Annotated in this window: 17 protein-coding genes; 10 read left to right on the forward strand and 7 right to left on the reverse strand. The window is 51.9% G+C overall.

The annotated features are described in order from the left end of the window. Nucleotides 1-45: 45 nt before the first annotated feature. From ABFD83_00905 to ABFD83_00925, 5 genes are all read right to left on the reverse strand, one after another. Nucleotides 46-1,323 carry a hypothetical protein gene (locus ABFD83_00905; GenBank protein ID MEN6355621.1) on the reverse strand — a complete coding sequence of 426 codons (1,278 nt, stop codon included), beginning with the start codon at nt 1,321-1,323 and terminating at the stop codon, nt 46-48. A gap of 537 nt (nt 1,324-1,860) precedes the next feature. Then, a complete protein-coding gene (locus ABFD83_00910; GenBank protein ID MEN6355622.1) occupies nt 1,861-2,889 on the reverse strand; it encodes an alcohol dehydrogenase catalytic domain-containing protein in 1,029 nt (342 codons plus the stop codon). A gap of 98 nt (nt 2,890-2,987) precedes the next feature. After that, complete coding sequence (locus ABFD83_00915) at nt 2,988-4,319, reverse strand: DegT/DnrJ/EryC1/StrS family aminotransferase (GenBank protein ID MEN6355623.1); 1,332 nt, start codon at nt 4,317-4,319, stop codon at nt 2,988-2,990. Between the two features lie 112 nt (nt 4,320-4,431). Next, nucleotides 4,432-5,730 carry a neutral/alkaline non-lysosomal ceramidase N-terminal domain-containing protein gene (locus ABFD83_00920; protein ID MEN6355624.1) on the reverse strand — a complete coding sequence of 433 codons (1,299 nt, stop codon included), beginning with the start codon at nt 5,728-5,730 and terminating at the stop codon, nt 4,432-4,434. 2 nt (nt 5,731-5,732) lie between these two features. Beyond that, nucleotides 5,733-6,497, reverse strand: coding sequence for a GntR family transcriptional regulator (locus ABFD83_00925; GenBank protein ID MEN6355625.1), 765 nt, complete (start codon nt 6,495-6,497; stop codon nt 5,733-5,735). A 166-nt stretch (nt 6,498-6,663) separates the two neighbouring features. Between ABFD83_00925 and ABFD83_00930 the strand changes: the two genes are divergently transcribed. From ABFD83_00930 to ABFD83_00960, 7 genes are all read left to right on the forward strand, one after another. After that, entirely contained in the window at nt 6,664-7,911 is a 1,248-nt protein-coding gene (locus tag ABFD83_00930) for a glutamate-5-semialdehyde dehydrogenase (GenBank protein ID MEN6355626.1), read from the forward strand. Continuing rightward, nucleotides 7,892-8,572 (forward strand): nicotinate-nucleotide adenylyltransferase, encoded by a 681-nt coding sequence (gene nadD / locus ABFD83_00935; protein ID MEN6355627.1) that lies wholly within the window; start codon nt 7,892-7,894, stop codon nt 8,570-8,572. The genes ABFD83_00930 and nadD overlap by 20 nt, the downstream gene beginning before the upstream one ends. A gap of 2 nt (nt 8,573-8,574) precedes the next feature. Next, complete coding sequence (locus ABFD83_00940; GenBank protein ID MEN6355628.1) at nt 8,575-9,819, forward strand: LCP family protein; 1,245 nt, start codon at nt 8,575-8,577, stop codon at nt 9,817-9,819. A 45-nt stretch (nt 9,820-9,864) separates the two neighbouring features. Then, on the forward strand, nt 9,865-10,185 hold the full coding sequence (gene rsfS / locus ABFD83_00945; protein MEN6355629.1) for a ribosome silencing factor: 321 nt from the start codon (nt 9,865-9,867) through the stop codon (nt 10,183-10,185). 10 nt (nt 10,186-10,195) lie between these two features. Beyond that, entirely contained in the window at nt 10,196-10,855 is a 660-nt protein-coding gene (locus tag ABFD83_00950; protein MEN6355630.1) for a tetratricopeptide repeat protein, read from the forward strand. 3 nt (nt 10,856-10,858) lie between these two features. Beyond that, nucleotides 10,859-13,078, forward strand: coding sequence for a hypothetical protein (locus ABFD83_00955; protein MEN6355631.1), 2,220 nt, complete (start codon nt 10,859-10,861; stop codon nt 13,076-13,078). An 81-nt stretch (nt 13,079-13,159) separates the two neighbouring features. Continuing rightward, nucleotides 13,160-14,134 (forward strand): hypothetical protein, encoded by a 975-nt coding sequence (locus ABFD83_00960; GenBank protein MEN6355632.1) that lies wholly within the window; start codon nt 13,160-13,162, stop codon nt 14,132-14,134. Between the two features lie 180 nt (nt 14,135-14,314). Here the strand turns inward: ABFD83_00960 and ABFD83_00965 are convergent, their stop codons facing one another. Next, nucleotides 14,315-17,419 (reverse strand): glycoside hydrolase family 38 C-terminal domain-containing protein, encoded by a 3,105-nt coding sequence (locus ABFD83_00965; protein MEN6355633.1) that lies wholly within the window; start codon nt 17,417-17,419, stop codon nt 14,315-14,317. Between the two features lie 213 nt (nt 17,420-17,632). On the opposite strand from ABFD83_00965, the gene ABFD83_00970 reads away from it, so the two are divergent. Together ABFD83_00970 and ABFD83_00975 are read left to right on the forward strand one after the other, a co-directional pair. Beyond that, nucleotides 17,633-19,129, forward strand: coding sequence for a fucose isomerase (locus tag ABFD83_00970; protein ID MEN6355634.1), 1,497 nt, complete (start codon nt 17,633-17,635; stop codon nt 19,127-19,129). After that, entirely contained in the window at nt 19,129-20,784 is a 1,656-nt protein-coding gene (locus ABFD83_00975) for a ribulokinase (GenBank protein ID MEN6355635.1), read from the forward strand. Before ABFD83_00970 ends, ABFD83_00975 begins: the two co-directional genes overlap by 1 nt. Here the strand turns inward: ABFD83_00975 and ABFD83_00980 are convergent. Beyond that, nucleotides 20,781-21,542, reverse strand: coding sequence for a DeoR/GlpR family DNA-binding transcription regulator (locus ABFD83_00980; GenBank protein MEN6355636.1), 762 nt, complete (start codon nt 21,540-21,542; stop codon nt 20,781-20,783). The two genes, ABFD83_00975 and ABFD83_00980, sit on opposite strands and share 4 nt — an antisense overlap. Before the next feature lie 292 nt (nt 21,543-21,834). Here ABFD83_00980 and ABFD83_00985 point away from each other — a divergent pair, with 292 nt between their 5' ends. Next, nucleotides 21,835-23,073, forward strand: coding sequence for a glucuronate isomerase (locus ABFD83_00985; protein MEN6355637.1), 1,239 nt, complete (start codon nt 21,835-21,837; stop codon nt 23,071-23,073). Nucleotides 23,074-23,086: the final 13 nt, after the last annotated feature.

Genomic DNA, 23,086 nt, shown 5'->3' on the forward strand with positions numbered 1-23,086 from the left:
TTCCTTTCGTGTCTGAGTCAGTATTGGGCATAACGATGACGGCCATTACTCCAAGTTGTGAGTATGCGGGCCGACACCCCAGACCCATTGCAGCCAGCACTCGTTGTAAGAACCACAGTCCGGTCTCGCTCCGTGGATCGCCTGAAGACGGACATAATACTGCTCCGAGAACTGTTTCGTTAGTATCAGGGACATGGAAGATTCATGTAAATCCACCGCCTGCGGGAACTCATTCCAGTCATAGAGCAAGCCGATGCTGCCATATTTGTTCCAGCGGTAGTTGCCGAAGAGGTAGTATCCTTGCGCAGTTGCGTCGTTGGAATCGGTAGTTCCACTGCGCCAGAAATACTCACTGCGCAGCAGTGTTCGGTTGGAACCCTCGCCAAAATGTCTATAGCTGAGGTCCATTCCCTTTAGGTGAACATAATCGGTTTCAGGGTGATCCTGGTCTTCAGCCGATTTTCCGCCTGCCCATGAACCGCCAAACTCCAGTTCACTGTTTTCACTTGTCGGGTAACTTGTCCAGAGCCTGGCTGTGTTGAACCTGTCGGTCATATTGGCGCCAGGGCCCATTATGATGTCAGGAAGATCGGACTGCTCCCCGCTTTCACCGTTAGCCCATGTGCCCAGATCGAGCTGAGCAAAGAAATTACAATTTGTCGGGATTACATAACTTGCGCCTATTCCCTGTCCGGTAAGGCTTTCAGGCGCGACAAAGTTGCTGATTACTGTCGGTTGGCGCGTATACAGCCATGAATGGTTGTGAAGTAAATTAGTGCGCCCAAAGGCTACGTGTTTCTTGCCAACGTTGAAGTTGAGGCCCTTGCTAACACCTAGATATGTCAGATAGGCCTCTTCAACGCCAAATGGCTCATCTTCAGCAGGGCTTGCTGCAAAGAACGCGTCTGCTTTCACATTGGGATACACATAACCCTGTATGCCCAGTTCGGCTTCTGAAAGTAGGATTTTTTGTTTGTCCGGGTCATTCTTATCATCAGTGAACTTACCTTTAGACTGAACTATCAGGCTGATATCAGGCAGGGCAAGATGCCTGCCGCCTTCATTAGTCTGGCTGCCGGGTTGATATGTCGCAGGCTCAGTCTGAAGAGTTGAATCGGACTGCCGGCCCGCTTTGATCTCATTGATCTGTAGCTGCAACTGCTCTATCTTTTCATTGAGCAAGTCCAAATCGGACTTAGGAACGGTTATGGTTTCCTGAGTTTCCTGTTCATCTTGTATATTCTGTGCGTCATCTGAATCCTGCGCCATTACGCTGCAGGCACACAAAAGCACGCACACGAGCACTGCTAATGTGGTTCTCATTGCTATACCTCCCAAATTGTGCACAACCAACACACCACGCGAACGCAGGATATGGCCTGCCCGCGAAGTGCTGGAAGTCGTTTATATGTGTTGAATTTAAGGGAAGTCAGCTTATTGGAGGATCACGAGAAGATTTTATTGGTATTGCTGCATTATGCAGCGGGGATGGTTTTGCTACAAACGATGACACTATTTCATCGGTGGGCACATAATCCGCCGGTGAAATAGGTTCATATATGCTGGTTCTTGCGAGTGAGCAAACAGCACAAGGACTGTTATGACTCGAAGCAGTATGACCGGATGAGTAATGAGCGGGATTTACACTTGCAGTGGTGAGTCTAACGCACACTTGTTCGCGATCACGCGAACAAGTGTGCATAAGCGGGCCGCCTATGCATAAAATCACATAAGGCAGCAGCAGCCATAGAATAGTCTTGAATCTGAATTGTTTGCGTGATAAGGACATATCAAGCATCCGGTTAGTTCAACAACCTCACCAATTGCATTGTAACTAACCGGACACAGCATGTCAACTATTTACGGAACCATAACTGCCTTAATGATCGGCCCGCTTCCGTCAACAACAGAGGTCATAACAGCCTTCGCGTCATCAAAACCGAATGTGGTGGTGACAAGGTCTTTTGCGTCCACCAGGCCATCGCGCAGCAAACGGTTTGAAATCGGGAAGTTGATGGCCGGCTCTGCAAATGTCGGGATGAGTCTTATCTTTCGGAAGATAAGGTCGTTTACGTCAACCTCAATCTTGTTCTTTCCACCGAAGTGCAGACCCAGGAACGTTATCAGGCCGCCGAACCGGATTATCTTAAATGCATCCAGCATGCTCTGCGGGGGTGATGTGACGATCACCCTGTCCATACCCTTGGGGAACCTGGATAGAATCTCATCCTCCACACTCTGCTTGCCTACTTCTATCGCCATATCTACGCCGAACTTCTTTGCCAGATCAAAGCGGGCGCTCTCACGGGCATTGTCGGCGACCAGGCCGGTTATAGCAACAAAACTGGCTCCCTTGAGTTTGGCAAGCCTTGCAGCCATCAGACCCAGAGGACCGTTTCCAAGCACAGCCACTTTGCCGCCGAGCGGGATATCCGCATTGAGCACTGCCGTGAGCGATACGGCCAGCGGCTCGGTCAGAGATGCCGACACATGATCAAGACCGTCATACTTGTTCAGACTGTTGAACCGGACGGACATATACTCGCCCATGCCGGGCTGACCTTCCATATCATACATATTGCGGCAAAACTGCGGGTTGCCGCTCTTGCAGTCCTCGCAGACCCCGCACATGGAGCAGTCTTCCACTATTACGCAGTCGCCTGGTTTGACCGACTTTACGTTCTTTCCGACCTCGACTACCTCTGCCGATATTTCATGGCCCAGCGGCATGTGGTCATCTGCCCAGTCACGGACGAAGTTGATATCGGTCCCACACACGCCGCATGCCTTGACCTTCACCAGCACGTGATCCTCGTCAAGCGGGCCTATCTCGCTCTCGCGGAGTTGTATGTCAAGATACTTCTTACCGAAGAGTCCTTTGCTTTTCATTTTTCACCTCAAATAATGTAGGTATTAGGCAATAGGTAACAGGCAACAGTGAGAAAGCTATTACCTGTTACCTGTAACCCGTTGCCTGTTACCTAATACTAACCTGCGCCATAGAGTTTTCCGTCGGCTCCAGGGTAGATCTCGTCATCTGCATGAGCGATAGCAGTATGCAGATCGGCGAAGACCTTCTTCACTGCTACAATAAACTTGTCCATCAGGTCCTTGCCGTTAGGAGCATGGATTCCGTGAACGATTGTGTAAGTGTCGCAGAGGTTCTTAGCTACAGGGAACTGATCCACGCTGTAGTCATACTTGATGCCCTTGGCCTCATTGATGCTCCACGGATAGCCCGAGCCGCCGTAACCGAGCTTGCTCTGGAAGAGGTCCTGTGCGGGGACTGGCATGGTCTGCCACTGACCCAGCAGCATTCCCTCTTTATAAAGCGCCTTCTCCACAGCGATTCTAAACTTCAGAGGATCACAATCGACTCCGGCAGCCTTCGGATCGAACCTGACGTTATACATAAAGTAAACGTGCTTGCCCTCCGGCGGGCAATATGGCGGTATGACGCCGGGAATCTTGCTCAGTTCTTTGGTAAGATAATCGGCGTTTGCGATGCGAGTTGTATTGAACTCATCCAGGTGCATGAGCTGTGCGCGGCAGAGAGCTGCAGGAAGTTCCTGGTTGCGATACATATAGCCCAGAATAGAGGCGTTATATACCCTGCGGCGGCTAACTTCATCTACCTCGTCGCCGAAACAGCGGACCAGCGCAGCCTTGTTGAGAATATCTTCGTCGTCAGTGATGAACAGACCGCCCTCGCCTCCGCAGAGGTTCTTGAAGTTGTTCAAGCTGAAGCAACCGACGTTACCGATGGTGCCGACTTTCTTGCCTTTATACAAGGCTCCATGGGCCTGGCAGGCGTCTTCTATCACGAAGAGATTGTGCTTCTTGGCGATTGCCATTATCGGGTCCATATCGGCGGGGCAGCCCTGGATATGGACGGGAATGATAGCCTTAGTGCGCTCGGTAATTGCGGCTTCCAGCTTGGCAGGGTCCATGCAGTAGGTCTTGGGGTCGATGTCGACAAAGACCGGGATCGCATTCTGATGAATAGCACATGAAGCTGATGCAAGGAACGTGAACGCCGATGTGATAACCTCATCGCCGGGTCCGACTCCTGCAGCGGCGAGAGCCATGTGAAGAGCAGCCGTGCCCGAACAGGTGGTAAGGCAGTGCTTTGCGCCATTATAGGCCGCCCACTCTTTTTCAAGACCCTTTACCTGCGGGGCAGTACCGCCGGCAAGGATGCCGCTGTCGAGCACCTCGTTAACCAGCCTGCGCTCGTCATTACCGATAATGGGCCAGTTCTTAAAATCGCTTCGCGCCAGCACCGGGGCGCCGCCGTCAATTGCCAATTTCTCAGACATTTGTTTCCTCCCTAGAAATAGTTGAGAGCGGAGAGTGGAGAGCTAAGAGCCCGAACCCGTTGCCGCTCAGTTGGTTGTCGCGCGCTACATCTCGACGTTGTGACGCAAGATGTTATGACGCATGACAGGTTTCGAGTAGTTTTATGCTCATATCTTCAATTGCCTGGGCTGCATTTTCGTCGACATGTCTTGTCTCGACTTCATAGCCCCCCTGGCCTATGGCTTCGCGTGTCGGCACGTAACCTACATAGCCATTCGCAAGACCAATTATGTAAGTGTGTTTGAAAGGACTTCGCGCCTTGATCTTTAGGCCTATCTCTGTAAAGAGTTCACCCGGAAAACTGATAAAAGCCGTGTCGCCGATGCTGAAAGCGATCTGATTTATCCGGATGTCCTGGCCCTGCAGATTGCGGATCTTTTTGTAGAAAGTCGCCTTGTAATCATCTCCGACTCCATCGGCCACTGCTGCAAATGACCCACCGGTCTGCTTGAGGACTTCATCCGCCCAGGCGATTTCCTGGTCTGTGACTTGTCTGCGCGGCAGGATATAGCCGGTCTTGGCGAACTTGATCTGTGTAGATTTTGATGCCTCTGAGCCTTTACATGCTGCGATTACTGCATCTGCAAGGCGTCCGCCAAGTATCTCAACAGCCGCCCAATCGCGAAACCGCCAGTTGTCCATATCTACAGAGCCCTGCGCGCCGTTTACAAATATCGCTTCACAGCCGAGTTTTTCGCCAACTATTCTGGCAGCAGCCCCGGTGTAGTCGCTGCTGATCATGTAGTTATCGCCGGACATCACATTCGGGTGGCCTGCATGGTTAAAGAGCACGCAGATAGGGTCGTTGGTATCGGGGTCGACAACTTTCATCACGCCGACCTCCGGGTCGGGCTTGCCCAACACTTTAATCCTGCCCTCGGTTGGGTCCTGCTCCCAATACATGACTATATTGCCGTTGACGTCGGTAAAACGTCTGTAGTGGCTGATTGTCTCCTCACGCCCACTGCAGCATGAGATGGCTGCCGGCCTTATATTGGCTTTAGCTTTTGCGACCGAGCCGGCTATGAGACCGATCAGTTCATTTACGTATCCTTCTTCCATCTCCTGGAAGATGCCGAATGCCGCCGGGCCTGAGTGCGAGTGGGTTGCGGCTATGATAACCCTGTCGTGGAATATGCCTGTCTTCTGAGTGATCAGTTCTTTTGCTTTGTCTACTGACGGTGTGCCGATCACACATACATCCAGTGAGACTATCGCCATGCAGTCGTTAGCGTCTTTATCGTTTGAGATCACAACCGTATGCGCATATATAGGGTCATGGACGCCCTCGGATTTGTGGTCCCTTATCATCCCATCCAGCCACACGCTGTAGGCGGGGGTGATATCTGTCCTGTCGGTTCCGGCAAACATAGTTATTCTCCAATTACTCCGCGTTCGGTCTTTCTCTGTGCCAGCACTACTGTTCCCGAAAGCCTGCCCCTGTCGGCTCGATACCGGCTGACGATCCATGCACACGGCATGTCTTTATTGTCTTGAACAAGTTCGCCTGTGACCAGCACAGGGCAGTCCTGCGTGATCTGTAGGGTCTGCTGGTCATCAAAAGATGACTTTTCAGCCCATATCTCGTAATCTGTACGCATGAGTTGAAGCCCGGATGCTTCCTGCCAAAGATGCATAAACGTCGGCGAGGCAGCAATCTCGTTTGTTATAGCCGAGGCGAACGCGGGTGGGATAAAGACTTCATCAGTAGAAAGCGGGGCGTTGCCTTCGCAGTCCAACCGGACGAGATGCCGCAGCACCGAACCGGGCTGCACATGCAATCTTTCGGCTATGTCCGGTGCGGCAGGAATCATTTCATCGGCCAGCAGAGTTCGCACAAGTCTGAGCCTGCCATGAGCAACGTCAGTTGTAAAGCTGGACATACCGATCACTACGCTGCTGTCTGCAGGTTCACGCACTATATTGCCGACGCCCTGCCGTGGCTCGACCAAACCATCAAGCGCAAGTTCATGGATGGCCCGGCGTACTGTGATAGTACTGACCCCAAACTCTTCTTTGAGCCTGGGTTCCGACGGCAATGCGTCACCGGGCAGATAGTCTCCAGCTATTATTCGCCCCCGAAGAGCTTCATAGACCGCTTTATATAGGTGATTGTTCGTCATTTGCCCAATGGCCATGTAATGTGTTCCAACTCATAATAGTCATTATAATGAGTATTATAATCCATACAATAAGCTTTGTCAACGCGCCGCCTTGTATCCGAAACGCCAGGCACTGTATAATATGCATGGTATGATTGGTATAATTGAAAGGTTCTCAGCTATTTCCCGAGGAGCAAGGTAAATGTCTGAAGTCGAGTTAATCTGCAAAAAGGCTAAAGCCGCCGCGCCTGGACTGGCTTCACTTGGAGCCGCCGTAAAAGACAAGGCGCTGATGGCAATGGCCGACTCTTTCGAGGCTAACAAGGCCGCCATATTCGATGCAAACAAAAAGGATCTTACGGCAGCCGAAAAGTCCGGCATCAGCCCGGCCATGCTCAAACGTCTTGAGCTGACCGATAAGAAGATCTCTCAGATGGCTGACGGTGTCCGGCAAATAGCTGCTCTTCGCGACCCTGTGGGCGAGACCATCGACGGCTACCTGCGTCCGAACGGGATGGAGGTACGGCGAGTGCGCGTGCCTATCGGTGTGATCGGGATTATATATGAGTCCAGGCCAAATGTGACAGCAGACGCCGCAGCGATCTGCCTGAAGTCCGGCAATGCGGTGATACTCCGAGGCGGGTCCGAAGCGATCAATTCAAATCTCGCCATAGCCAAGCTCATAAGCGATGCGATAACTGCACTCGGTGTGCCTGACGGCGCAGTCCAGATTATTACAACCACCGACCGAGCGGCGGCGCGCGAGCTTATGACGATGAAACCGTACGTTGACTGCCTTATTCCTCGCGGCGGTAAGGGGCTTATCAAAACCGTGATAGAAAACTCGACCATCCCTGTGATCGAACACGGCGACGGCAACTGTCACGTATATGTGGACGGCGCGGCGGATATCAAAATGGCCGAAGAGATCGTCTTTAACGCCAAGGTCCAGAACCCCAGCGTGTGCAATGCAATGGAGACTCTGCTGGTGAGTGAACAAATCGCTTCTGAATTTCTTCCTGTAATATGTAAGCGTCTGGCCGATGCGGGCGTTGAAATAAGAGCTGATGAAAAGGCTCGCGCCATCGTGCCCGGGCTCAAAGAAGCGACCCAGGAGGACTGGGCAACCGAATATCTCGACCTGATAATCGCCATAAAGACCGTCTCGGGGATTGATGAAGCAATCGAACATATAGGCGAGTATGGCAGCAGGCATACTGAGGCGATTGTGACCCAAGACTACAGTGCGGCGCGGAAGTTTACAAACCAGGTCGACGCGGCGGCTGTGTTTGTCAATGTCTCTACACGCTTTACAGACGGCTATGAATTCGGCAAAGGAGCCGAGATGGGTATCAGTACTCAAAAGCTCCATGCGCGCGGGCCTATGGGCATTGAGGAGATGACGACGTATAAGTATATAGTGACGGGCAATGGCCAGCTCAGAGGATAAGCTGTTTCGGGAAAAGGGTTTCCCGAAACAACAAGAAGCAACCGCCAATCACCCGACACCCAACACCTGTCACCTGGGAGTGATGGGAGGGACGTTCGACCCGATCCATTATGGCCACCTGATCCTTGCTGAGCAGGCGCGGGAGAGATTCGGGCTGGACAAGGTGCTCTTTATAACAGCATCCGACCCGCCTCACAAGACGGGCAATGATATAGCTCCTGCGCTCGCGAGGCACCAAATGGCATGCCTTGCCGTAAAAGACAATGCGTATTTCGAGTGCTCGACCATAGAAATCGAGCGCGGCGGAACGTCTTATACAATAGATACGTTATTACAATTGAAGCAGCTCTATGGCGATGTCGACATCCGTCTATTGCTTGGAGCCGACGAGGCCGCAATGCTGATGAGCTGGCGCGACCCATACGGCATCCAGGAACTGGCGAAGATAGTCGTAGCGAACAGACCAGGTCAGGAAGTGCAAGACACATTAAAGCTCCTGCCGGATGATTTTGCGAGAAATATCGAGCCGCTGAAGATGCCCGGTGTGGACATATCCTCCACCGACCTGCGCGAGAGAGTGCGCTCAGGCAAGTCGATCAGATATCTGGTGCCCGAATCGGTGGAAAACTATATCATGAATAATGGTTTATACAGGGGGTAAGGATGCGAGGCACATCCTTTTGGGTAATTGCCCTGGTTGTTGTTGTTGGAGCCGCGTTAGGAGTTGCCGGGGGAAGTTTCCTGGCTGTAATACTTCCATCCATGCGAGCGACAGGAACCGGCTGGGAGTCGCTGCTGAATGGTCCTTTCGGCAATAAGCGTCAGGTCAGAATATTGATGATGGGTGAGGACGACACTTCAAAGCGCAATGCCAATGGCTACGGTCTGTCGGACACGCTTGTGGTAATGGCCATCGACACCAAGACCAAGGAAGTGCGGGCGGTCTCCATCCCTCGCGACACAATGGTCGAAATTCCAAATCATGGCACATGCAAAATCAACTCGGCTAATGTTCATGGCGGCCCTAAGCTGGCCATGCAGGTCGTTCAAAACCTTCTCGGCGTGCCTATCGACTATTACGTCATGACCAACACCACTGGCCTCAGAGGGCTGGTCGATTTGGTCGGCGGCGTATATATTGTCGTCGACAAAGACATGCACTACAACGACAATCATGGTGGTCTGCATATCAACCTTCATGCGAGCCCCGATAAGCAGCTTTTGAGCGGCAGAGAAGCTGAAGGTTACGTGCGATTCAGACATGACGCGACCGGCGACAGCGGCTACAAAATGAAAGACGGCAAGATGGTCGCTGCAGGCAGGATCGTGCGACAGCAGTATTTTATGCGCGCGCTTGCAAACCGGGTCTTGAGCATTTCGACCAAACGCGGGCGAGCGGACGTATTGCGCCAGGCTTATGAAAAGAAATATATAATGAGCAACCTCAACCTGTCCGACTGGGACGGTCTGGCCGATTTCTTAAAAGATTTCAAGCCTGAAGAGATGACTATGAACGTTCTTCCGGGTCACCCGCAAAATATCCATGGAGCCAGCTACTGGGTCGCCGACATGGACGAGGCTCAATTAGTAATATCGCACAATCTGCTCTTCCTTGGAAGCAGCAGTAAGGATGCGCCCAAAATCGAGGTCCTGAACGGTTCCGGCATAACGGGAGCCGCGCGCAGGGCTGCAGTAAAATTGCAAAATGCGGGTTTTGAAGTAACCCACACGGATAATGCGCCGTCCGATTATCCTGAAGGCTGTATTATAACGCATAAAGGCAGAACTAAACCGGTTGAACAAATTGCAAAGCTGATGAACTGCAGTGACATTCGCGAGGAATCAAAGTTAGATAGTAAGAATAAAGCGGATATAACAGTTATCGTCGGACGAGACTACAGCGACTAGCAAGGAGTCAAAACTATCGAAACACAAGAAAAACTGGACACAGTAATTAGAATACTCAACGAGAAGAAGGCCGAAAATATCGAGGTGCTGGATGTAGCCAAGCGAACGCTTTTGGCTGACTATTTTGTGGTCTGCAGCGGCACATCCAATACCCATATCAAAGCCATCGCGGATGGGCTTTTGGTTGACGGCAAACAAGCCGGCCTGCGCAAGGACCATGCCGAGGGTTATACGCAGGCAAAGTGGGTCCTGGTAGACTACGGAGACGTGGTCGTGCATATATTCGCAGCCGAAGAGCGCGAGTATTACGACATCGAATCTCTCTGGAAAGAGGCCGCGGTCAAGCTGGAGCGAGAGACTCAATAAACCGCAGGATATGGAAATCAAACAAAAAACAGAATTTGACCGGCTGATGACCGCCGCGCATGTGCACAGGCGCAGAGGCGACTATGACGAGGCTGAGCGTACAATTAAGCAGGCTCTCGAACTCTCACCCGATGACTTGGGTGCGCGGGAGTTTGCCGCCGATATGCTCTTTGCCCGCGGCAAGTTGGAGCAGGCTGCCGAGGCATATAAGGCCATAATGTCAGCCGATAAGTCGTGCGCATCCGCTGAGGAAAAATACGCGAAGGCGATCCTGCAGATAGCCGAAGGCAAGCGTCAGCAGGACCTTCTGCATGACATATTGGAAAACCCCAAGAAATACCGCCAACCCGCGCGCAGCCCTATTATAGCCGCCATCCTCTCGATTGCTCCCGGCTTCGGCCAGATATATAATGGCGAGTTCGTAAGGGGCGTTGTGATCTTTGTTGTCACTATGGTCTTCTGGGTGTTCTTCTACCTGCTTACGCCCGACGTAAGCACATATCGTCCCGACGATCGTCTCACGGCCTTTATGCAAAACCTCCCTCCGTTAGCTGTCATCTTTGCGCTTGCAGCCATCTTTTTGCAAATATATGCGTTCGTGGACGCCCCGGTGTGCGCGAGCAAACAGAAAGAAAAACTCGACGCCCAGAATCGGTCGGATTCCGATTAAATTATGCCATTACATCGCTGGATAAAGTATTCATCCGCCGTCATCTTCCTTCTGGGTATAGCCGCGCTTTTGTATATAAAGCTAAACGTGTCACCGAGGGAATCTCTCTTTGCTGACTTCACTCCTTCGGCAGACGGCAAGCTCTGGACTGTGATAGGCAGTATCGATTCACCCATAGAAGCATATGTCGGTCTGGATGGATCCATTCAGACCGGCAGGAATGATTACGCCGCCTATTGGTATCTCTACGACCGTCAGTCGCACAGCCTGCTCAATCCGAAACATGCGCGCAGGTCTTTGCTGGACGGCAGCCTACCCGCTCCGGTAGTTCAATGGTCCGACAAAGGCATCAGCGCGCGGATCATGTCGTTTGTCATGCCTATTGATGGGACGGACATTTGCTTCTCCTCGATTACCATAAAAAATACCACCCGGCGCACTCGCTCACTTAATATGTTCCTGGCGGCGCTGCCATACGGCGTGACAGGCAAGATGCAAAGCGCGAAAAGCATCGGCTACGATCATCAGAAGCGCACATTCCAGATCGGCACACAGAGTATCTATTGCGATAATCAGCCGCAGGGTTTCGGAGCCGTCATCTCAGGCAAGAAAAACAACAAGCTGATAGACATAACGAGCTACATAGCAAACGGCACTCTGCCCAGATACGGTGATCTCAAAACCAATGCCAAAGCGCAAATCATATCCGGGGCAATCGGCTATGAGATAAACATCAAACCCGGCGAAACCCAAACTCTCACATTCAAAGCGCCTATGCCGGGCACAACCCGTTGTTTCTGGAAACCCCTTTCCCGAAACGCCGATTACTCCAAGGCTCTAAAATCCTTCAGGCAAAGTTGGGATAAGCAGCTAAACCATGTAAGGCTGTCACTGTCGGACAAGCGTTACACCAATTGTTTCTATGCAAGCCTCGCATATCTGATGATCTTGAGTGATAACGGCGCGCCCAGACCCGGCTCCGCCATATACGGGCCGTTTTGGGTCCGCGACAACGCCTATATAGCCGATGCCTATTACTTTGCCGGTCGGCAGGACCTGGCCGCAAACAGTCTAAAACAACTCTATCGCATGCAGCTTCCAAATGGAGGCTTTCGCCCGCATACTGGTACAAACGAAGACAGCGAATATGACGCGCCCGGCCAGGCGATATACACATTTGTGCAGCTCTATCGCCGCACGGGCGATATAAAGAGTCTGCGACGGACGTGGCCTGCTATCAAATCCGCAGCACGGTATATCGATAGACAGCGTATTGATGCAAATGGAATTTTACCACCATCAATGTCGGCGGAGGACCTGGGTTCAGAGAGGCAGCAGCACTATTGGGACGACTTCTGGGCAGTGCGCGGTCTTCGCGACGCCTCATATGCAGCCGAAACACTAGACTACCATGAAGATGCAAAGCAGATCAGCAATCAGGCTCAGTCACTTCTGGGCGCGACCTGGGCGAGTATCCGCACGCTGGCAAAGAAGCACTCGCTGGACTATATCCCCAACGGGCCGCAGGATATGACAAGTTCGGCTATGGCGCGCGGAACATCCTGTGGAATATGGCCGTGCGGAGTATTGGATACATCTGATCCGTTCGTCCGGTCTGCGTTTGATGTGTATTGGAAAAAGTGGATTGAACCGCATAACGGAGGGTTCGAGCACAAAGGCGAGTTCTGGCCTTATTCCGGTCTGGACCTTGCAATGGACTATCTGACCCTGCGAGAATATGAGCGCTCGGCATCTATCATGCGATGGAGTATAAACCACGACCCCACCAACGGCTTCTACTCCTGGCCCGAGGGGATGAATATGAAGAGCTTAGCCCTCGCGGCAGGTGATATGCCTCATGGATGGATGTGCGCATCATATATCAGCCTGATACGCAACATGCTCGTGCGTGTATCGAACGGCATTGTATTGATCGCGTCAGGCATACCCGCAGAGTGGCTTGCTCCGGGGCGACAAATTAAAATCACCGGTTTCCCCATATCCGGCGGCCGCATTACATATTCTCTAGAGGTATCGAAAAACACTATCGACATAGATTTACAGTGCGCTGCAGACATCAAAACATGCCGGATGATATTGCCCAGGTCGATAAAAGTGACCGGTCTGGAGATTGACGGACGTCAAATGAAGTCGTTCTCAGCCCACGAATGCAGCTTTCCAACTACTGCTGGCAGCATCAAGATCAACATAATTCGCACCTAAGGATTAATTGCAAAATTCTTGAAATCAAGGCTCTTGTATTGCGTCTAATGTATTGTATACGCAATGAGGAGGGCAATCGAAATGTCAACACGAAGTTTCATTCATCCGACTCGCTTTATGCAGGCACTATTAATCCTGTCACTGTGCTTCGTTATTACCGGAAGCGCATTTGCCGACCGCCCCGACAATAAAGACCACGGCAAAAACGACAAACCAAACGTCTCAAGACGCGATCACGACAGCAAGGACAACGCAAGGGACTCCAAGCGCCCGGATAACAACAATCGCGACGCAAAGAATGGCCGCGATGACAAGAATGATCGCTGGTCCTATCCGGCGCAGGATAAGAACCGACCAAACCAGCCCGACAGGCACGTAAGCGATTGGGATAGAAACAGAGACCGTGATCGACATGTCGGCCAACCGAGGAATTATCAACCCCCGGTCCGTCGCAAGATCACGGTTCAATATCGCTACCCATCGCACGCTGACTACAGACCTGCTCATTATACACATTGGGTATTCGATATAAGAAATACATCCAACTGCCGCAGGTCGGTCTATTTCTACTTCGGCTATCTACCGTATGTGAGTGTGACGCATGTTTATATTGAGCCTTATATCCATGTGCAATATCGCTCTGCGCCGGTAGTCATCAACAATGGCTACTATCTATACAGGCAGAACGCAACCGAGCTTGATAGTGCGCTCTCCGATATCCGAAGCGCATGGCTCAACGGCAGGGTCGATCTCATCAAGAGACATATCAACTCCGGCCAACGGATAGCAATCCTGCTGGACGGCAGCTACGACTACTCAGTCGATTCGGATGATTATGCAAATATGACAACCGACGCAATAGACCAGATGGATACAGTCGGGTTTGTATGGGATTCGGTCAGGCAGCGGACGGACGGCTATTATACCGCATTTGCAAAGCATACTTATGTAGACGATTCCAATCAGCAAAAGTCGGTATATGTAAGTTATACTCTCGACAGATACTATAATATAGTGGAAGTTGGTTCTTCTGAATCTTCCATGAACTACTATTGATCTCAACAACACTTAGGGCCGGGATCGAGTGATCCCGGCCCTTATTTACTTATATAACCTATAATGCCCGTCATCTCAAGCTATAGCCAGAAATTGCGGGATTTCTGTTTCGGACGCGATCAGATATCGCGTCCGAACACTAGTAGGAATGGAAACTTTCCACTCTCCACTCTCATCTCTCTACTTTTTGACGTAGAGCTTTACTGTCTTTATCTCGCTCTTGCCAAAGTCCAGAGCTATGGAGTTGCCGCCCACTTGCAGAGCCTTGCCCTGCTCTTCCAGCATGTTTGTCTCCTCGGCCTTTATCACAGACCATTTGGTAGAAAGAACCGCCTTAGCGGGCTCACCATTGCTCTCAAAGAGCCTTACTATAACCGCCGCGCCCTCGCCCGGCTGGTCTTCAGCAAGTTTCACAGCAGAGACAACCACACTATCAGAGTTAAGGCTGAGCATACCCTCACCAGGCTTCAGAGCGCCTGAGTGAGCCGCCTCTATTACGCTAACCAGCGGCTGATTCAACTGCGATGCGCCGCTGACTGCATTTGATTCCTTCCAACTTCCCATGTGCGGGAAGATCGAATAAGTGAAGTGGTGCAGACCCTCGTCCGGGTTGTTGTCCGGCTCATACGAAGCCCTGACAAGCGTGAGAGCAAGAGTATTGCCCTGCGCGCTGTGGCCGTATTTGCAGTTGTTTGCAAGCGTGATACCTGCTTTGGAGTCGGATAGGTCGGCCCAGCGAAGCGCGGGGACCTCCTGACCGTTGGCCGTGCGCTCAACGGCTCCGAACGGGACCTCATAAGTCGCTTTGCTGTCTCCGAAGTATGGAGTAAAGGTAGTCTTGAGCATGGGAGCGTCGTGCGTTGCCCCACCCTTTTCGTGCCAATCGACCTCGGTGACAAAATCAATCCGCTCCATACCTGCGTATACCCTTATCTGCTGAGTGAGGCCGGAGTTGAGGAACTTGTGCTTCACTTCAATAACAGCCACCGCCGGGCCGCTCTCAATCAATTTGACCTCTGCCCCGGATATCAGGCTCTCCACTTTGGTGATGTCGCCGATATTCCAGGCGGACATAGGGTGCGGCTGCTCAAAGTAGATCATAAAGCGGTTGAGCATACCGGCGTTGACCTTGCCCTCGGGTCCCCAGCCCTGCCCGGGTTGAGCAAACTCGATGTTGTCTTTCTTGAGCAGGAGAGAGCTGACCGCGCCGGAGTTCGGATTGACACTTATCTTGATAAGGTCGTTCTCAATTGTCAGTTCAGCCTCATCGACCTTTATGTCGGTGTCGGCATTTTCATTAACGATGGAATAGACCTTGCAACCCAGTGAAGGCACATCCTTTGCCACAAACACCAGCTTGCCGTCCAGGACCTGGGCGGGGAAGAGATTGCCCGATTCGTCTTTTACCGACACATTCGCCGGGTCTTTGCCGATGGACTTCACATCGACCTCTGCAATATCAGTGCGCTCCCAGGCAAGCTGATTGATGACCACGATCTTCGGTTCACCCGAACCGGTATCCACTTTGCCGGCGAATTTGGACGCAGAGTCGGAAATTATCGACTTGAACGCGTCCTGCGAAGGCTTCAAGGCCTTGGCAGCGTCTCGATAAGTCGAGCCTATAGCGCACCCGCAGAGTATATCGTGGAATTGATGGAAGCTCTGGTTCTTCCAGGCATCGGCCAGAGTTTGGGTCGGATAGTCAAAACCGGCATCGATTGAGGCTAGCGCGGCAAGAGTCTCAGCAGTAAGCAGGCTCGTCTCACCATATCTGTTGAGCCATTTTATATCGCCATGGCTGCTGTAACAGCCCTCGAAGATCGTATTCAGCTCGTCCTCGACTACCGGCAATTCAACGCCGGAAGCCTTAATTTTTTTCTGGAAATTGACAAAGCTGCTCATCCTTGTCTTCGGGTAAAATGGAGTCTTACCGAGCTCGATTCCTCGTTCTATATCTCGCGCAGTCGCCGCTCCGCCATGATCGCCAGTTCCGTAAACTTTTATTCCTGTTTTCAAACCGGTCTGCTCGTATACGCGTTTGCCCAACTCGCCTACGACCCAGGGGCAAACATCTCCGCCATAACCCAGGTCGTTATAAGCCTGCACCTGCGAGCCGTCGGGAGACTGCCACATGAAGACCGGATAACCTTTGCCACTGCGGCAGAAGTAGTAGTAATCGATGCCGCTCTTCTTGAGAATCTGCGGATAGGTGACCGGGTGGCCAAACGTATCAGGTTCCCAACAGACTTTCGGCTCTATATTGAAGTTTTCACGCAGATAGCGCTTGGAGTGGAGTATCTGACGGACAAGTGTCTCGCCCATAGCCATGTTCAAATCGCCTTCGACCCAAGTGCTGGCAGTTACTTCCCACTTGCCCTGAGCGACGCGCTCTTTGATGCGCTCAAATACATCCGGGTGATAGTCCTGCATGGCCTTATAGACCGCCGCCTGGCTCTGCGAGAATACAAAGCCATCATAACGGCTCATAAGCGAGTCCATGGATGAAAAGTCTCTCTTGCACAGATCGACAGTCTCGTTCCACGGCCAGAGCCAGTTCATATCTATGTGCGAGTGAGCGATGAGATTGATCTCAAACTTCTTCGCCTCTGTATCGAACGGCATCAGAATTTCAACCACATTCTTCGCGCACTCACGCCAGCGCGCCCAGTCGTTGCTTTCAAGAGCGTCAAGATCAATTGCGCCTGCCGCCTTTTGAAGCAGAGACTCTTTTTCAGGGGTGGGAGCTGACTGTGTTAAGTACTTGCATATATCGAGTTGCTCGGCAAATACATCCAGCTCACAGCCAACTTTATCCAGCGACTCTATTCTAAGGAATGTGTCCAGAAATGCCCCAAAGCCGTCCCCGCTCTTTGCCTTGATAGCAAACTGCAGCTTTTCACCTGGCTTGCAACTATCCAGCACCTTAAGCTCTATCGCTCTTGTGTCCGACCAGAACGGCTCGTGGTATATCCGCTTACCGTTCAGAAATATAGTAGAACCTATTGGAAATATAAAGATAAAATCCGCAGGCGAACCTGCTAGGCTGACACCGTAGGCTTCCTCAGGCAAAGTAATCTCTTTCCAAAACCATGCATCGCCGCGTGCGGATGACCAAGTAAATCCGCAGTCCACTACTTCATGCTCACCAGCGAAGAGAGCATCACAAGGCTCATCGAAACCGTCTACAATCTTATGAGACCATTTTCTGAGGGCTCCAACCTGCACGAATGCCTCGTGCTTGTCCCTGATCGACTTAACAATTTGATCTAAACCTTTATAGTCCATCCTTTTCCTCTCTCGGAAATAGCTGAGAGCTGAGAGCAAAGAGCCCACAACTGTCAGACTCAGTTGTGATTCGGTTGCGTGAAGTGCGATCTTGTTTGACGCAACCAGACTTGGGACACTTTAGCATGCCAAGCAGCATTGGTCAAGCAGATTTGACACCTCTTTTTTCTTTCTCTAGTATATATTCAAAATCCGCAGCAGAGAGGCGATCAGATGAGAAGCACACCTATCGGTTTGGTTATGCTCAACGACGAACGCGAGCATGTTTGGACACAAAACATCAGTGAAAATATGGCTGTAGTCGACAGATGGGCGGGCATTATCCGCAATGGCATGAAAAACCGGGACGGCAGCGCGCCGGAGGTGATCACGGCATCCAAGACCATCACATCGGTCAGAGTGGCTCAGGAAGTGGGAGAAGAACTGGCACGGGCTAATGTGAAGCAGCTTGTTATGTGCTATAACGTCTGGAACTTCCCGTTTCTGGCATGGCCGCTGGTCAACAGCCTTGGCGCCGATGTGCCTATACTCTCGCTCTCAAACAACAACGGCAAATATCCCGGCAATGTCGGTCTGTTGGCAAGCGACGGCGCTCTAAGACAGGCAGGCAGGCGGACTCACCGTATCGTAGGCGAGATCGACGATCCAGAAGTCCAGAAAAGCGTTTTTGCATGGCTGAGGGCTTCACAGGCCGCTACGACTATGAAAAACGAGGTCTACGGGCTCTACGGCGGGCACGCAATGGGCATGGAGACGGGTTATTTCCATCTCACCCCCACCCTCAAGACATTCGGCACGACCTGCTGCCAGATAGACCAACTCCAGCTTGTCGAAACCCTGAAAACTATCCCTCAAAAAGATATTGAGGCCGGACTCAAGTGGTTCGAACAGCTCCTGGGGGACCGACTGCTCTATGACGGCAAGATGCTGACCCCCGAAACTCTGAAGACCCAGATCGGGATATACCTGGCCATGGAAGCGGTCAATAAGGAGAAAGGCTTTGATTTCTGCGGTCTGAAGGGCCAACGGGAGCTTGCCGAATATGTCTGCCTGGGCGATATACCCGAGATGATGATGAACGATCCTTATGACTGGCGGGGGCCCAAAGAACCGACCGTCTGCGCTACTGAGGCCGATTCTTATGCAGCCCTCACGATGCAGGCACTCAAATATGTCACCGGCGGGCTGCCTACTCTGTTTATGGATGTCAGGCTGTATCACCCCGAGCTAGATATCTGGGACTGGTGCAACTCAGGCAACCATTCATCATGGTATGCTGCCCGCAGCAGTGACCCGAAAGAAAATTTCAAGACAATCACTTTCCACCCTGCCATGGAATTCTACTTCAAAGCAGGCGGAGCATCGGTCGAATTCGATGCCGCGCCCGGCAAAATGACCTTCGCCAGACTCGGACTCTGGGATGAGAAGCCCTTCATGGCGATTGTGCCGGGTGAAGTTGTGGACCTGCCCGCCGAAGAGCGAAAGAGACTCAATGCGCAGACAGACCCGACATGGCCGCACGTGCACGCGAAGCTCGACTGCAGCATAGATGAGTTTATATCCGCATTCCCGGCTAACCATGCCCAGGGAGTCTTTGGTGATGTGGTCAAAGAGCTTAACTATTACTGCGAGATCAATGGAATAACCCCGATAATCCTCGGCCCGGCAAAAGATAAGCGCACAAAACCCGTCTGGGAGATGGTCCGGTAATGAGATACGCGCTGGGGATCGACTTTGGAACGCTCTCAGCCCGCGCTCTGCTGGTGGATGTAGAGACCGGCTGTGAGGTCGCGACAAGCGTCTATGAGTATCCACACGGTGTGATTGACGATGTGTTGCCCGCCTCGGGCGAGAAACTGCCGCCTGACTGGGCTCTTCAGGACCCTCGTGATTACCTGACGGCTCTTGAAAAAATCGTCCGAAGCGTAATGGCAGATGCAGACGCGAAGCCTCAATACGTAGTCGGGATAGGCCTGGACTTCACTGCATGCACGATACTGCCCATAGACAAAAATGGTGATCCATTGTGCTTCGACCCCAGGTGGGAGAAAAACCCGCATGCATGGGTCAAGCTCTGGAAGCATCATGCGGCTCAGCCGGAGGCGAACAGAATAACAGAAACAGCCCTGGCACTGGGTGAGACTTTTCTGAACAGATACGGCGGCAAAGTCAGCTCAGAGTGGCTTTTTCCGAAGGTCCTGCAGATACTCGATGAGTCACCAGAGGTATATGATGCGGCGGACAAGTTCATAGAAGCGGGTGACTGGATCGCAATGAAGCTCACCGGCGTCGAGGCAAGAAGCGCATGCGCAGCGGGATATAAATCTATGTGGAGCAAAAAAGAAGGCTTCCCGTCAAATGACTTCCTGCGCGCGCTGGACCCGAGGATTGAACACATAATCGATGAGAAGATGAACCGTAATATCCTGCCTGTAGGAGCAAAATCAGGCGAGCTTACATCAGAGATGGCTCAAATTTTAGGACTTGCGCCCGGAACAGCAGTAGCAGTCTCTGTTATTGATGCGCATGCCGCTGTCCCGGCTGCCACAGTCACCAAAGACGGCACGATGGTAATAATCATGGGCACCAGCAGTTGCCATATCATTCTCGGCAGGCAGCCCAGAAATGTCGAAGGCATCTCGGGGTATGTCGAGGACGGAGTCATACCGGGATACTACGGTTTTGAAGCCGGGCAGTGCTGTGTGGGAGACCACTTCGCATGGTTTGTCGAAAACTGCGTCCCGGCATCATATATTAATGAAGCAGATTCTCGCGGGGTCGGCATACACGATCTGCTTATCGAAAAAGCTTCGAAGCTGAAGCCGGGCGAGAGCGGTCTGCTGGCTCTCGACTGGTGGAACGGCAACAGAAGCGTGCTGGTAGATGCCGACCTCACCGGCATGATCGTGGGCATGAAGCTGGACACTAAGCCTGAAGATATATACCGGGCTCTCATCGAGGCGACTGCTTTCGGCACGAAGGTAATAATCGACGCTTTCGAGCGCAATGGTATTGCCGTTGACGAAATCGTCGCCTGTGGGGGTCTGGCGGAGAAGAACCAACTGCTGATGCAGATATATGCGGATGTCACAAACAGAGAGTTCAAAGTAGCCGCGTCCGCCCAGACATGCGCGCTAGGCTCGGCTATGTGGGGAGCTGTAGCCGCAGGCAGGGCAAAAGGCGGGTATGACAACGTAACCCAGGCTGCGGAGAAGATGGCATCTGTAAAGGACATCAGTTACAAGCCCGATCCGAAAAATCACGCCATATATTCGCGGCTCTTTGCCGAATATATGAAGCTGCATGACTACTTCGGGCGCGGCGAAAATAATGTGATGAAAGTCCTCAAAGAAATCGCAGACTAATCTTCATCTTCGGCAATCAGTACCTTGACGCCGCGTTCTTCAAGATTGGCGCGGTCTCGTGGGGAAATTCCGGAATCAGTTACCAGATACTGGACCTGCTGAGGGACTGCAAAGCGAGCAAATGAACGGCGATTGAACTTGGAGCTGTCCGCTACCACAACAACACGGAACGAAGAACGTATCATCGCCTGCTTCAGGGACGCGGCATGAAGATCGGTAACATAAAAGCCTTCCCTGCTGTCCGCGCCGTCACAGTCCACAAACAGAGTGTCTACTGTAAGACCCACAAGCGCCTGCTCCGTCAAGGGTCCAAAGAGACTGGGACTGTCGTCTCTGAGAAAACCGCCTAGAAGCAGAATTTTGACACGTGACCCGTATAGAGCCTGCGCAACTCCAAGAGACGTGGTGGCGAGTGTGATTCCCATATCTCGCGGAAGTTGAAGGGCAACCTCAAATGAGAAAGGCCCACTGTCCACCATTACGGTTTCCCCATCACTTATCAGGGTTGCCGCAAGCTTTCCCATAGCTATGCTTTTGGAAGAGCCATCCTGCTCCGGGATTGCACCGCGCAGGTAACGCAGCTTGCCTGCAACTATAGCGCCTCCATGATTTCGAATGGCAAGACCTTCATCCTCAAGATATGACAGGTCCCGCCGGATTGTCATCTGAGACACGCCAAAGCGCTCAGCCAAGTCCTGAACACTGACTTCCTGCTCTGATGTTAAAAGTTTGCTTATCTCTGTTTGGCGAAGATTCATCTTGTCTGCCAGCTTATATAATAGTCAGATCATATACTAATACGGTACAATACTAATTGTACCACATCCTTGTGTCCGCCGCCATATGTAATTTATACAAATGGACAATGAATAAAGGAATTTGATAGTTTACTCGACGCCTGCATCAACGGATTCAATTACCGATCTCGTTGAAGAGACACCGTATTATCCATGAACTCAGCCTCTTTTGTCAATGTTTCAGTTGACAATGATCGCGAATGGAACTATTCTATTCCTGACAATGTAAACGGTTACACGATACGGGAGAATAATGGAAATAACCACTACCAACATCCGAGATATGGTCACGAGGGCTGTCATGGAGACAGCGGTGACCGATATCCACACTCATATCTATCCACACTGCTTTGGAGAAATTCTGCTCTGGGGAATTGACGAACTGTTGACCTATCACTACCTGGTTGCCGAGACCATGCGCTGGGTCGATATCACGTATGAAAAGTTCTGGACAATGTCCAAGACCGACCAGGCCGATCTTGTGTGGAAGACACTCTTTATTGATCACTCGCCGGTCAGCGAGGCATGTCGGGGAGTGCTGACCACTCTGAATGCGCTCGGGCTCGACACTTCCTCACGCGACCTGGCATCATACCGCAAATTTTTTGCCGAAAAGAAGGCCGACGACTATGTGGACCTGGTTTTCAAGATCGCCAATCTGGACAGTGTAATTATGACAAACGATCCGTTCGACGACCTCGAACGACCATCGTGGCTTAATGACACGCCGGTCGACCCCAGGTTCAAAGCGGCGCTGCGCATCGACATCCTGCTCAACAACTGGGATAACGCCGTCCATGCGCTAAATAAAATGGGCTATGAGGTGGATACAGGCTTCGGCGGTGACACGAATTCCGAAGTCAGACGCTTCCTTACCGACTGGATCACAAAAATAAACGCCGTATATATGGCGGTCTCTCTCCCTCCGACATTCGCGTTCCCGGAGGAATCGTCGAGGGGACGACTAATACAAAAGTGTGTGCTGCCGGTGGCTGCCGAGATGGGCAAACCGCTTGCGCTGATGGTCGGGGTGAAGAAACTCACCAACCCGGCGCTGCGCCTGGCAGGTGACTCAGTTGGCAAGAGTAATATTGATGTGATCGAGCATCTGTGCTGCAATCACCCGGACGTGAAGTTCCTGGTGACGATGCTCGCTCGAGAAAACCAGCACGAGCTTTGCGTGGCCGCGCGCAAGTTCCGCAACCTGCACATATTCGGCTGCTGGTGGTTCCTCAACAACCCCAGCCTCATTGACGAGATGGCCCGTATGCGCCTGGAACTGCTTGGACTGAGCATGACTCCACAGCACTCCGATGCGCGCGTGCTTGATCAGCTTATATACAAGTGGGCTCACTCCCGGCGCATTATAGGCGAGGCGCTGGTAGACAAATATATCGATCTTGCCGCGACCGGCTGGCAAGTAACCGAAAAAGAAATACGCCGTGATGTAGCCGACCTCTTCGGCGGCAGCTTCCGGCAGTTTATCAAATAATTGATCCGCGTTG

It is taken from the genome of Armatimonadota bacterium (assembly GCA_039679645.1).
Classification (GTDB): Bacteria; Armatimonadota; UBA5829; order UBA5829; family UBA5829; genus UBA5829.